11 protein-coding genes are annotated in these 13705 nt (G+C 44.8%); 8 read left to right on the forward strand and 3 right to left on the reverse strand.

From position 1 onward, the window contains the following. Window positions 1-43 precede the first annotated feature (43 nt). From B9N89_RS10125 to B9N89_RS10150, 6 genes are all read left to right on the forward strand, one after another. A complete protein-coding gene (locus tag B9N89_RS10125; protein ID WP_132317829.1) occupies window positions 44-736 on the forward strand; it encodes an outer membrane lipoprotein-sorting protein in 693 nt (230 codons plus the stop codon). Then, window positions 736-1986: a DUF1302 domain-containing protein gene (locus B9N89_RS10130; protein ID WP_132317827.1), complete on the forward strand. Its 1251-nt coding sequence runs from the start codon at window positions 736-738 to the stop codon at window positions 1984-1986. The genes B9N89_RS10125 and B9N89_RS10130 overlap by 1 nt, the downstream gene beginning before the upstream one ends. Before the next feature lie 223 nt (window positions 1987-2209). Then, window positions 2210-3718, forward strand: coding sequence for a hypothetical protein (locus B9N89_RS10135; protein ID WP_132317825.1), 1509 nt, complete (start codon window positions 2210-2212; stop codon window positions 3716-3718). Beyond that, window positions 3708-4349, forward strand: a complete 642-nt coding sequence (locus B9N89_RS10140) for a hypothetical protein (RefSeq protein WP_132317823.1) — start codon at window positions 3708-3710, stop codon at window positions 4347-4349. Before B9N89_RS10135 ends, B9N89_RS10140 begins: the two co-directional genes overlap by 11 nt. A 12-nt stretch (window positions 4350-4361) precedes the next feature. Then, complete coding sequence (locus B9N89_RS10145) at window positions 4362-5903, forward strand: hypothetical protein (RefSeq protein WP_132317821.1); 1542 nt, start codon at window positions 4362-4364, stop codon at window positions 5901-5903. Then, the gene (locus B9N89_RS10150; protein ID WP_132317819.1) at window positions 5903-6865 is read left to right on the forward strand and encodes a hypothetical protein; all 963 of its coding nucleotides are present in this window, start codon (window positions 5903-5905) and stop codon (window positions 6863-6865) included. The genes B9N89_RS10145 and B9N89_RS10150 overlap by 1 nt, the downstream gene beginning before the upstream one ends. Window positions 6866-6877: 12 nt before the next feature. Here the strand turns inward: B9N89_RS10150 and B9N89_RS10155 are convergent, their stop codons facing one another. The 3 genes from B9N89_RS10155 to B9N89_RS10165 all read right to left on the reverse strand — a co-directional run bounded on the left by B9N89_RS10155 (window position 6878) and on the right by B9N89_RS10165 (window position 10955). Then, a complete protein-coding gene (locus B9N89_RS10155; RefSeq protein ID WP_159455284.1) occupies window positions 6878-8134 on the reverse strand; it encodes an SMP-30/gluconolactonase/LRE family protein in 1257 nt (418 codons plus the stop codon). A 265-nt stretch (window positions 8135-8399) separates the two neighbouring features. Next, complete coding sequence (locus B9N89_RS10160) at window positions 8400-8996, reverse strand: hypothetical protein (protein WP_132317815.1); 597 nt, start codon at window positions 8994-8996, stop codon at window positions 8400-8402. A 231-nt stretch (window positions 8997-9227) separates the two neighbouring features. After that, on the reverse strand, window positions 9228-10955 hold the full coding sequence (locus tag B9N89_RS10165; RefSeq protein ID WP_132317813.1) for a hypothetical protein: 1728 nt from the start codon (window positions 10953-10955) through the stop codon (window positions 9228-9230). A 436-nt stretch (window positions 10956-11391) separates the two neighbouring features. Between B9N89_RS10165 and B9N89_RS10170 the strand changes: the two genes are divergently transcribed. Then, window positions 11392-12858 carry a hypothetical protein gene (locus B9N89_RS10170; RefSeq protein ID WP_132317811.1) on the forward strand — a complete coding sequence of 489 codons (1467 nt, stop codon included), beginning with the start codon at window positions 11392-11394 and terminating at the stop codon, window positions 12856-12858. A gap of 164 nt (window positions 12859-13022) precedes the next feature. After that, window positions 13023-13700, forward strand: coding sequence for a hypothetical protein (locus tag B9N89_RS10175; protein WP_132317809.1), 678 nt, complete (start codon window positions 13023-13025; stop codon window positions 13698-13700). Window positions 13701-13705: the final 5 nt, after the last annotated feature.

Genomic DNA, 13705 nt, shown 5'->3' on the forward strand with positions numbered 1-13705 from the left:
TGATCCAGCACCTAAAAAAACATAGAAATTAAAGGAATCCAGCATGAAAAAATTAATCATTATGGCCGCTATTTTGGCCACAGGACAAAGCAACGGCATGGACGCAGAATCAATTCTGAAGAAAGCCGATGAAATTAGAAACCCTTCTAATACTTACCGGATGGAAGTTACGGTAGAGTCAACCGACGGCAGCCACAATCGCTTTGAAATTGCTATCGGCGGCAAAGACAAAAGTTTAATCAAAACACTTGAGCCCCGCCGTGATGTGGGCAAGAATTTTTTAATGCTCGAAGAAAATATGTGGGCTTATGTTCCCAATATCAACAGATCCCTTCAAGTATCACTCAATCAGAAGATTTCTGGTCAAGCGTCTAACGGTGATATTAGCCGGATGCGTTGGCACGGTGACTACGATGTAACCCTTGAGGGAGAGGATAAAGATCACTGGCAGCTGCTTCTCGTTGCCAAAAGGAATGGCTTAACCTACGATAAGATTAGAGCATGGATCAAAAAGAAGAACTTTCGTCCAGCAAAGGCTGACTACATGACAAAGACCGGTCGAAAGATCAAGCATATTGAGTTTGTCAAGTTCAAGAAACTAGCAGGCGGCCTCAGACCATCAAAGATGGTGATCACTGACGCTACAGACTCATCCAAGAGTTCGATTCTTCGCATTCGCAAGATGAAGAAGACTGCGATTCCAGGATCGTATTTTGTCACGGAGAATCTGAAGTAGTGAAATTCTACCTCATCACAATGATCATCTTGATGTGCTTTCCCCACCAGGCTTTGGCCCAGCAGGAAAGCACATCAGAAATCTCCAGCAGCTCTAAGGGCGAGCTAGGCTTTTACAACGTCTATGACCAAGACGATGGCAGCCAAAGTGAAGTTCTCTATTATGAGGAGGATACTCGTTTCAAAATGGGAGATGACTACACAGCCTGGACCCTTCATCTTAGGTTTCGCGTCCGCTATGACTTTCAAGATGAGAAAGCTCGCGATGCTTTAAGCCACCGTCATCTGAGCCGCGAACTACTATACGCGAGTAAGGTTTTCGAATCCTCAAGCCTAAAACTTGGCTTACAAGAGCTGAACTGGGGTGAGTCGCTGATCTTCCCTATTATTGACTTGATAAACCCTCGGGATGTACTCTACCCTAAGGGCTTCTTAGATAGTGACTCCAAGCTTTCTGTTCCTATGATCAATTACGAGCTTTATAGCAGTTCGTGGGGTAATCTTCAGCTCATCTACATTCCTCTCAGCCGTGTCGGAGAGCTGCCTGAGGAGATCGGCGATTATGCTGTGGAAGAACAAGAAGAACTCAAACCGATCGAAGATCAGGAATTTGGTTTGCGCTATAAACTTCCCCTCGATTCGTTGGACCTAAAGCTCTATGCTTTACATCATCGCAATCGCGAACCAAGCTTTCGCTTCAAAGCCTTTAGCGATGGCTCTGACCTTGAACTAGCGACTCAAAAACTGACAAGTTTCGGTCTGAGTAGTTCAGTTGGTACTATGACCAGAGTCTGGAAGATGGACGCCAGACACACTCCAGATCAAGAACTATCGGGAATCGTACGTCGCAAGGAAACAAGAGACCTGACTCAGATAATGCTAGGCCTCGATCAAGCCTTAGGGGTCGACCATACCTTTGGCTTCGAACTACATTTCGATAATTGGGGGCTCATGCCAGAGGCATACAATGACAGCGCCTTTGCTAGCGAAGCAGATGTCGATGGCAACCTTCTATGGGGAGGGCTCAACATTCGATCGAATTTCTTTGGCCAAAGCCTCAAGCCCCAGCTAATTCACTTCCAAGGAATCAACAACAACGACCGATTTAGCCGCTTTCAAATCGCAGGGATCATTGCTGACTCCTATCAAATTTCTGTGGAGTATCAAGAGAGCGAGGTAGCGAGTTCGAGTCCCAAATTCATATTAAACCAAGCAAAACGGTTTCTTACCGAACTTAAGATCCACTTCTAGACCCTCACGTTTTGCGGGCGTCACCCCGCAGACCCGGCAAGTGTCTATTTTTACATATATAATCGGCAATTTAGGTTTTGACTGATCGCCTCACTAACAAGACTCCTTCTACACTTCGATTAATTTCCTATTTATTTCCGCATCTTGAGACGATCTTTTGGAACCCATCTTGGCCTAGCCTGTGCATAGCCTATAGGGAACTAAAAAAACGAGGATAAGCATCATGAACTACCGAGCACTCTTGGTGGCGATTATCACATTCATGCTGTCGGACTTGAGCCAGGGGAAGCCCCTAGGCCCTCACCTTTTCTGTGAGGCAAACCCAGATGCCCCAGCGTGTTCAGGCTCAGCGATCGCTTGCAAGTACTGTCACACAGGTCAGCCCCCGGCATTCAATGCCTATGGCCGATGCTTCCAACAATCTTTATTGAACAACGGTCAATTGTTTCCAGCAGATAAGGATGCGATGAGCGCTGCGCTAAGCGCTTTTGGAGCTGAAGACTGTGATGAAGACGGTATGAGCAACCAAGATGAGATAAAGTTCGGAAGTCTTCCCGGAGATCCGCTAAGCATTGCGGCAAGTGACCCTTGCAACAATTACACTCCTGGAAGCACGGATCAGGCTCATCAAGTATGTGCCTATGATCAGGACTATGTTTATCGCAAGGTATGGATCGACTTCTGTGGCGAATCGCCCAGTTTTGATGAGTATCAGGATTTTAAGAAGCTAGGAGCCGCTGAGAAAACCCAAGAGATCGACAATGTACTTGATAAATGCTTGGACTCTGACCATTGGCTTGGCAAAGACGGAGTTGTCTGGGAAGTCGGTCACTATAAGATTCGTCCCGTTGGCTCTGTGAAGCTTGGCGAAGATGAAGGTCTTATCCCAATCGTCGATTACTATGCCGACTTCAACTTGTTTATGTGGAGCCAGATTGATGGTAACGATGCCAGAGAGCAGCTTCTAGCCGACTATACCGTAACTCGATCAGGGGGCAATGGCACCCCTACTCAATATACCAAGCAAGATCCCAATCGCCTTCTTGATGGGCAGGTGATGCAGGTGGAGCGGCGCGTTGGTCTCTTAACGACTTTCTGGAATCTAAGCTTTTACTTGAATTATACAGCAGTAGCTCGTGTTCTTGTTGCTCAGGCTTTTCGCGCCTATACTGGCATGAGCATGTCTAAGATGCAAGGCTTGAACCCACCACCTGTGGAAGACAGCCTCTACAAAGACTACGACTCAAAAGGGATGGAAAAGCCTGAATGTGCCGTGTGTCACACAACCATTGATCCACTAGCTTACCCCTTTCGAAACTACAATGGCCTGACCGGAACATCAGCTGTTCTTCAAGGCCAGAATGCTACGGGCTTATCAAGCGTTTCCAACCTCGGAGATGAAGAAAACCTGACACCACTTTCCTACTCCAAGCCTCGCCTTGAATTTTACGAAGATGTGATGCCGGGAATATCAGAGATGCCGGAGGCTGGCTACATTATGGGCCAACGTGTGGAGAATCTCTATGAATGGGCTGAGGTGATGGCTAATAGCGATCAGTTTGCTGCTAATACGGTTCGCGACTACTGGAAAGTCTTGATGGGCTCTGATGTTAAGAGCTATCAAGAAAAAGAATTCAAGCAACTGTGGCAAAACTTCAAAACGGGTCATAACTATTCCGTTGAGGCCATGCTTCGGGATCTTATTAGAACGGAGGCTTACGGTGTACCTTAAAGTTTTAATCTTGGCCGTCGCTCTCAGCGCGTGCGAAATCAAGGATATGACATCGGAAGAACAAAGCACAAGCCCTGCTAGTTACGATAGCGCTGCTCTAGTCGGCTCGCCTAAGGCCGCAGTTAAGAAGCGTCGAGTTAATCAAATGCAGCGCAGTCTTAGTAAGATTCTAGGCATGACAAAAAACCAACTTTGTCTCGAACTAGGCAAAATCCCCTGTGGTGACTTAGTTCACAAGGTTAGTTTAGGAGGAATGGATGCCTACAGTAATAGCCAGTATGAATACGCTAGTCGCGAACCAGTGACAGCACCCATGGCTGTCGATCGACTGGTTCTTGCTTCATGCTCAACGCGCGCATCCCTGGATATTGTAAACCCAGCACAAGGCGTTATTTTTAGAGATATCAATCTTACGGACGACGGTCGACTCAGCAAGGATCAAGCTTTCTATGATTCTATCAACCGTTTGTACCAAAGAGCCTTCCTACGTAATCCAACGGCCACAGAGGTTAAGGCCATGGAGGATCTCTACGTTGAGATCTACGAGGAAAACCCAATAGGAGCGGCACGTAACTGGGCTGTTCTAAGTTGCTATGTAGTCTTATCCAGCATTGAATTCCTGTTTTATTAAGAGGGGCATGAGATGACAAAACCAATGAATCGAAGACAGCTTCTGACTAGGCTTAGTCTCCTTGGTTTGAGCCCAAGCTTGGCTCTGCAAGGTTGCATGAAGAACCAAAAGATAGACCTTCGAGGAGCCACTGGCACAAGTCTCGGCCTGGGAGCAGGAGCTGCCGGTCAGAAGCCAAGATTTTTATTCGTCTTCGGTGCCATGGGTGGTGCTTCTATTAACGATAGCTTTTTGGCCGTTCGCCAGTCGGAATCAGACTTCGCTAACGAGCTCAATACCTTCCCTGATCAGTGGGTAAAGTCAATTGAAGGCACGCACCTGCGGGCTGTCGACCTATCGATGAACGATATCGGCCCCCTACCCTTTCCTGTACGATCCAATCAGTCGCTTTTCGTACAAAAGCACTTTCGAGACATCATGGTAAGCACCATGGAACACTCAACCGTGAGTCATCCTCTTGGCCAGAAACGAATCCTAACGGGCAACGACGCCTGGAACGGTCGAACACTACAAGAGATCGTCGCATTGCAGTATGGCCAAGGCATGGCCCTTCCTAATGTCAATATGAGTTCTTTAGGCTTTGCTGAGCCTGGCAGCGATCGCAGCTTACCAAAAGATGCTGTGGCTGAGCTAGTTTCGAACCCTAACTTTTTTACGCTGGGGCTTCATGGTCACAAGGGGGTTCCTGGTGTTCCAGAAGGCAAGTTGGTGGATATCGCAAGGCGCTTCCGCCGTGATCTAGATCAGCAAAGTGACTTTTACAAAACTTTCAAAGGATCAGATAAGATACAAGAGTGGCTCCGTCTTCGCCAAGACAAGCAAAAGAAGATCGAAGCTCTCAATCTTATCGATCAGCTCAATCTTTTCGAAGAGACTAGTGACCTACCATTTTCTGATTTCGGCTTAAATCCAAATGTCAATGGCGATGCCATTCGAGAACTTTTTCCAGACCTGGGCGCCGATCCGTTGCAAACTCAGGCAGCTCTCGCCTACATGCTGGTGAGCCAAGGAATATCCTCTGCTGTAACTATGGGCCTTGGGATGAACGTCACAATCAACGGCAACGATCTCGATAATCCTTTGCTAACGAATACTCCCACTGGTTTCGACTACTCACATAACGCCCATCGCGGCACTCAGGCTTTGCTATGGAACCGAAGTCTGGACATCATCGATCGCCTGATCACCCTTCTCAAGCGCACTGAGTTTGGCAATGAAGGTGAAAGCCTATGGGATCGCAGCTTGATTCTTATTGCCACTGAATTTGGTCGAGACAAATCAAGGCCGAAGGATGCTGAGGAGTTCTCTTCTGGTCACCACCAGAATAATGGCATTACTGTCATTTCCCCTATGGTTAACGGAGGTCAGGTCCTAGGCGGAGTTGACCCCAATACCCTCTTAACCTACGGTTTTGATCCCGCAACCGGCAAGGCTAACCCAAATCGACAAATGACGGAAAAAGAAATCTTTGCTGGCATTCTTCAAGCACTTGGAGTTGACACTAGCGAGGCTAACCTGCCTGATATGAAAGCGATGAGAAAGGGGCTTGTTTAATGAATACTAGAAACACAATACTAGGACTGATTGCATTAACTCTGACAGCCTGCTCAACCCTGGCTCAGTGGACGGCCCCTGACAAGGAAAAAAAATGGTCCCATACTAAAGAGTACCGACAGGCGGAAGGCTTATTTTGGAAATCATTCCACAGCGGACAGTATCAGAACATCCCCGGCTTACTTGAGCTTTTTAAACGCATCTATAGTGAAAATCCAGGGCACTACAAAGCGGCAGCTCGAATTGGTTTTCTTCATACATGGGCCTTATCGGAGAGGCGGCGAATGAAAGTGATTCCCGCGACGATCATCGACCATGCTAGTCTTTGTCAAAAATACTTCAAAGAAGCCTATCAGCTTAAGGACGACCCTCGATACCTAGGATTCTGGGCCTCATGTACCCTCGCCGAAGCTGAGATTCACGGTCAGGAAAGAGATCTCCGCAAGGGATTCTTCATGATGAAGGATGCTATTAGCGATTGGCCTCAGTTTAATTACTTCACCGGCGGCTATGTTCTTAGTAATCGCAAAGCTGACGATGACTTACTTGACCTAGCTATTGATTGGCAATGGAAAAACCTAGACGTTTGTACCGGCGAATCTGTAAACCGCGATAATCCAGATTACAGCCAGTACATGAACCAGGAAACAAAGAAAGGTGTAATGAGAGCTTGTTGGAACTCAAAAAAAGCTCCTCATAACTTTGAAGGTTTTTTCCTTAACATGGGCGACCTGCTCGTTAAAAAGGGCAAAGTTGAAACCGCCAAGAAAATCTATAAAAATGCCAAGCTATCGAAAAACTATAGCACCTGGCCCTATCGTCAGGTACTCGAAAATCGTATCGCTCAAGCTGATAAAAATGTCGAGGAGTTTCGTAAAGAATTCAAAGCGGGAGAGATCCCAGGCCACCCAATGATGATGTTTAACACATCATACTCGTGTATGGCCTGTCATCAGAAGTAGACAGCAGCCCATTTAAGAGCAGTCGTACCTGCTCAAGTAGCCATTGCCTGTAACCAGAACTGTTTTTCCATCGGAACCACCAAAAGCGATGTTGGTGGTATTTCCGACCATGAGGTCACTATCAATCTTAACTAGATCTTGATTATAGACTTCTATTTTTTGCCCACTATGACTCGTTACCCAAAGATTTCCTAGAGCATCAATATCGATACCATCAGGGCCTTCGATATCAATTATGGCAACTGGATTCTCGACCCCAATCTTAGGTTCGTAAACCAAATCAAATTGAATCACTTTGTTTTTGTCATTCAGAGCTAAAAAGAGCTTCCTTCCATCGAGACTAATGGCTAAGCCATTGGGGTTGACAGCTTCAAACGCTGAGTTTGCATCGATCAGTAGCTCGGCGGTACTAGATCCATCTTGAATCACGTAAAGGCCATAGATTGGCTCATCACGAACCATGGGTCCACGGGTCCGATTGCCGAGTTCGTCAAGGTTATCATCACGATTGTAGCTGGGGTCGGTGAAGAAGATGTTACCACTAGCATCTTCAACTAGGTCGTTTGGTCCCCAGAATGGAACCATGCGACCTTCACTTTCAACCATATCGACGACTGTCTCAATAGGGCCAGCTAATTCGCCGGTGACTTGCACTTTAAAAATGCCGTCGTTTTTGTCGAGAGAGTTAGGTTTGTCTCCAGCAAAAACAAGATCACCCTTCTGATCGACAATTAAACCGTTTGAGCCAGAACGTGGCAAGAAAATCGAACGCTGGTCGCCCTTTAGCAATACAATCCTTTTATTCTGAAAGTCGTTAAAGTCGGAGTAGAGCCAAAAACCATTTTCATGCCAAACAGGCCCCTCCAAAAAACCAAGGTCCATCATATTAAATTTCTGCCGCAGAGCTAGGGGTCTAGGTAAGCTAGGGTTGCCCTTGCTCAGACAATGCCCGGCGGCCCCACCTACCAGTTGGTCTTCGTCAAGGTCATCGATTTCAACATCTGGAGGAGTCTTAGGGCCAGGTGACATCTCTTCTGATGACTCTCCAGGATCAGCTGGCGGCATTTGGGCTACGAGGTCTTCAGTAGTCTCTTTTTCAGAGGCTTCAGGGGTTTCTGGCAACCATGGCTGAGGTGGCAATGAAGCATTCCCTTCATTGTTTTCGAGGCGATCCACGTCGCGCTTTTGAAGCTCTTCAGACTGCTTGCAACTCGTAAGTGTCAAGAGACAGCAAGTTAAGATGATTGAGTTCCATAGGAAATAGTTCATAGTTTCGCTCCGCGAATTCAGTTCATTTTGAAGTAATTTCATCAATTATATTCAATTGAACCGAAATAGTCAGAGAGATTACGTTCAGCATGGGAAATTTCTTTTTAGGGCCTTTGAACGATTATTCAGTAAGTTTGAAGATTTCACCTATCTACGCCAAGGATCAAATATGATTTGGCTATGCAACGCTCTCATGGCATCCGCTATTGAAACTTTCTCCCTTAAGTCTTAATAGCGACTGTAACGGAATGGTCAAACCTACAGCTTAGAAAAACGGGCATTTGCAAACTTTAGTTTGGCATTGATCCTGGTTATAATAGATTCGACTTCTCTCTCTGTCGCTTATGGTAACCTGTAGACCTGTTGTTTGATCCTTGTCGCAAAACGCACCAGCTCCGATTAGAAAGACTGGGTCGATAAGGTCACCAACTTGAACTTCAAAGCTTAGATCTTTAGAGCCATCCTCACTTATTAGATCGAGAGTTTGCTCTTGAATCAATGATCCATTTCTGATGTGTTTGATCAGTAGTTTATTGGCACAGCCGAACTCATTAAGTGATCCAGAGTTCATTTCTATAGTTTGGTCTTTCAAAGACTCAATGCGAGTATAACCTGCATCATCGGTTTTGAGTCGATAGTTTCCTTTTGCACAGAAATATATATCAAAATCAAAGTCAACCCAGTCTTCGAATTGAAGCTCAAACTGCTCGAAGGGCTCGGACTCTGATGCTGGAGTGTTAGTTTCTTGTGGCGGTGTGACTTGAGACTCGGGTGTCAAATTCCTGTTGTTTGCCGAAAATTCCTCCTCTTTTTTACATGAAACTAGGATGCTCATCAAACCAACCAACAGTAAATACTTCATATTTCACCCACATTCTATTGCTTTACAAGACTTTCGATCGTATGTAGGGGACAAAAGCAGAGGTCGTGTCCTCGCTCAGCCCCCAATATCGCGGAGTTGATGCAAATTGCACTCCCAAGCCAAAAAACCACCAATTCACAAAAATGTGACGATGAATATACAGTGTTGGGGCTTAATTTTTGAGAGGAAAGTGCTGCCCTGGATAGGCAGCTTTCTAATAAGCTCTGATATCTACCATCTCTTGCTGATCGTTACACCGTCGATATCGATGTTGGTCTTATAAACGAAGTTCCATTCATAGAAACTCCAGATATATTCCTCCTTGTAAGTAGCGGCTTTAACCACTTCTTGGAAACGCGAGAAACTCTGATGCATCTTTTCATTACCAACGACAACGGCCCACATCTGCCTGCCGCGATCGGCTCCCGAATACAAAATGCCGTCTTTCACTGTATCCGCATCACGTAAAACCGCGATATAGCTACTTCCTTTTCGACCAATTACCCACAGGCCATGGCTTGTGGTTTCATCAAACCTTTCTGCTGGCCAGTGAAGCGCCACATCAGTGTCGATTTGCTTGATCCCATCGGCCACCTTTATTTCCTTATTAGGATTGTACGTGATGAGAGCCACATGACCCTTTTGCGTGATAGATGGTAAATGAGTATTCTGCATAAGGCTTGAATATTTATTCCATTGACTTGATATTTCTCCAGCTTGAGTCCACACTGATATATCATCTACAGTAGCCGCCCAGGGACGTTGTTGATAGCCAGCGTAGCCCCCATAGTAGTTATCAATGGAAGTTAAAACAACACCTTGATTTTTAAATATATCAATAGTCGCCTCTGATATAGCTGATCCTCTAGAGAAACTTGCTCCTATTTTTGCAAAACCGTTGGCCCATGAATCAGGAAAATTTGGAATGTTCTTGAATACGGAAAAGTGCTTACTTTTTTCAAGATTATAAAAGTCGACAGTGTAGGTGGTGTCATTGGCAACACTAGGGTGGAAATAGCCTCCTGCACTCCATTGGAAAAAAGTTCTATCCTGTCGATTGAGTCCCTTGTGAATAGAAGAGTCACTCATAGAGTGGCCGAATGAATAAGAGACATCTAGCTCATTCCGCCAAGTAGAGGCCGCCTCTTCTAAGCTCATTGAAGTTGTCGCGAGAAAGCCAGTAATGTGCGAAGGACCTGTTGGTTGCCGTCCTAGACCTGTTAAAGCATAGGTTAAAGGATGGTAAGACGTCCCCTTATACTTACTTAAGTAGTTGCGACCTGCGGCTGGGAAAAAAGAACCTTGGTCGTTGACCACCATCAACCATGTTTTCATTAGTATCGAAGCTGCTTTCTCCGCTTTCATACGAATGGCCTCATCTTCTGCAAAGTCAACTAGGTTCAAAAGGCCAGAAAGCGTGTAAGGAAGGTAAGTTGTCGAAAAAAACTCATAAAAACCGTACTTGATCTTTAGGTCTAGATAATGATGGAGTCGATCATCCAAGGCAGGATCCATTTGCCAGCCTTTAAGCTGCCTCATGAGGTAAGCAGACGACATCCACATGATGAGATGGTTTTCAGACCAATAGCAGTACAGCCCCTCGTCATACTCTTGCCAGTAGTGGAGATCTGCAAGCTGTTGGAGGAGTCGATCTTCCATCTGAGCAGATATGACTTGCTGAGAATGACTCTGTGCAAAGTACAAAGTCCGAACCAACTTCACTAGACTGAAGTCTCCCGTTTCTTTGGTAAGTGTGCTAGTTAGAAGAGATTGAAGCCAGGTATCCTTGACTGACAACCCTTCGTACGCAAAGATGGGGGACGCATCAGAATTAGGATTTTCTAGGGATACTTGTCTAAGCAAAGATTTTCGATCCTCCGTTCCAAAGTTAACGTCCTGACCGACGGACAGAGTCGTGAGCAGAGAACACCAAATGGTGAGGAGATAGACTGGTTTCATAGTTAATACTCATAGTTATTGCTGAAGGGATGGCAAATCTTTGAATTGGTAAATAATAAACATCATCACTACAAGTTATTAATTCTAAAGCACTAGATCGATCTTATAGATTCTGCAAACTCCAGACTGCTTCCTTTTTTATATATCTGCTATTTTTAGATTTCATTGTATATAGTCGGTCTTCAACCTGTTAGAGGGCCCTGGATAGTTATCAAGGTGTGAAAAACCTATGAGACAAGGCTTGGTTAAAAAATGCGAGGAGATAGTACAATTCGTATAGGACGAGTATTTTTTTAAGCGCAACGAAGTATCATAGGTTTCGTTCTCCCTAATATTTTTAGCTAAACTTTCACCCTATACTAGGCTCGATTTTCCCAGCATAGAAAAGTATTACCCCCGATAGAAAAAGAAATAGAATGGTAGGGGGATACCTCTGATGGACTCAGAACTGATTAACGACACTCATCTTCTGCATGGCTCACAATCATGCCAAGCCTTAGCTACCTCTATGCCCGAAACTGCAATTGAAATTGAGGTACTACGTCGAGCTAAACTTACCAATTTAATAGCCCCAAGCAATGGGTTGCTTTCAGGTCTTTACCCTAAGGAAAACATACCAGGATTTCTTTTAGACCGTTATGGGGACAAGGACACGATACTTCAACTTCCTTGGGTTAACTTGGATCTGGATGAAAAAAATAGAATTCTTGATGATCTTTCCAGTCGAGTAGACTTTGACAAGGACCGACGGTTACCAGGATTTGTCGCTCGACGCCACTTTGAAATCAAGGCGCGCAAAGATTTTGTCTTCTTAGGCGTAAAGTACCGTAAGGGCAGAAGCTATACTTTGAATCTAGAAGGTTTTTTGCAAGATCTAGTTGAGTACTCGTCTTCTTCTCGTGTTAAAGGTGCTATTGGAATCGAGTTTCATTTTCGAAGTAAGCTTCCTTTCCTTGAGTTTCGAAGAGAAATCGATATCTTTTTTAAATCAGTGGTACCGAGTATCGAGGGAGAAAGTAAGCTAGTTCCAGATGGCATACATTTACATATTCCGGCTGTCTTACCAATGAAGTATTTTGCAAGACTTCGAAAACAGGGCTATAGTGGGGAAGAAGCCGCTGTCGCTCTGACATTTTATGTGCAAATGGCCGAACTATGCTTGATTATTGATAACGCTAGATCCTATGGTATTGGCCTGGATACTATTCCACATAAGCTTCCTTCAAAGCCTCCTATGATTGATTTTCTAAGTAAAGATAAGATTGAAAAGACTTATCACTATTTTCTCGATATCTACCAAGGTAAGGAACCAAAATTACGAGGAACACTTAAGAAAAATAACGTCGGGGTTCGTAGTGGGGATATCTACGATCAACCCTCGTTATGGGGACTTGAACTTCGCTTCAATCACTTCGATACCACGAGAAAGCAGTGCTATGGCGATCTCGCTGACAGTATTAGACGAACCATGCATCAGCAAACTTTCGCTGTGCCCATGGATGCAGTGCAAGGTTTTGTGAAGAATCACGGGCAGAACATTGGCGCAGGTTTGAAAAAACACTGGTTTCGGGGGCCAATCATCAAGCAGATCCAAGAAAATTTGGACAACGTTGCCCTTGCGAAGCTTATGCTAGTCTATTTAAAAAACAAAAAAATACAAGATTTCCCGTTCATCGTTGGAGGTTTCCAGCCATCAGCACAAATACTGTTCATGGACTGGTCAAAACATCCTATTTTTTCTGCCTTAGGAGATTGTGAGAGAATTGTAGCAACCCAGGCTGAACATTTAGAACGAGCCATCTTACAAAAAGATTATACAATAAGCGATATGGCCGCTTTCTTTACTAGCTCTGGTATAGCCCAAGTCACTCGAAATATTTTGTACCCTACACCGTTCACTTGACCTTGAAATTATCGACATCTTCTGTCCTCTTGTGGAAAACAAGCTAGTCTGCCTGATCATAAAAAATGGTGAAGTAGGTATTATCGATTGAGTCATTACTTTTTTAGGACGATAAAACACAAGGAAGGTGTATTGCCTCTGGAAACGAACAGCTAGGTCTTGGTGTGCACAGTATATTACGACCCAATATCTATGTAGCTCTTCTCTGTTTTGCTTGGATTCAAATCTTAAGCAGTAACATCGCTTATGCTAACTTAAATCTTCTTATTCACTCAGGTGCTAGCACGGCAAGTCATAAGTCGACAACTTTTCAAGGGTTAAATCTTTCTGGTCAACTGTTGTGGAGTTTTGATTTCTTAGGCCTATTAACCGGTGTTTCTGGCCAACAAATCAAACTAAAAAGCATCGGAGCACCTATGGCAAAGACAGCCACCATCAATTTAGTGGGAGCAACCATGGGCGCTCGTTTCGATGGTTTATCCAGTTTTTTGCAGTTCACCATTTCTAGCTACCCGATATCAGATTTTTCGACTCTTGGAATCAGTGAGGTTCGCATCAATGGTAAGGGATATGGTTATTCTGTGGTCGAAACTCATAGCGGTATGCCCCCTATTGGGGCCAGATTTGAATACCTATTCAAAGGAAGCGATCGCCGTTTAAGCAAAGATCAGCTTTTGCTCTATGGTCTATCGGTAGATGGCGTTGCCCAAGCGATCAACAAAGTCTCGATCGTTAAATCTAGTTCACAAGAATCAGTTCTTCCTTCTGAAACCAACAGAGACATTGAAGACAGTCAAATACAGATCTTAAGCGTCAGTTTAGTTCTGGGCTTTACGCTCTAGAGCCA

It is taken from the genome of Pseudobacteriovorax antillogorgiicola (assembly GCF_900177345.1).
Lineage (GTDB): Bacteria > Bdellovibrionota_B > Oligoflexia > Oligoflexales > Oligoflexaceae > Pseudobacteriovorax > Pseudobacteriovorax antillogorgiicola.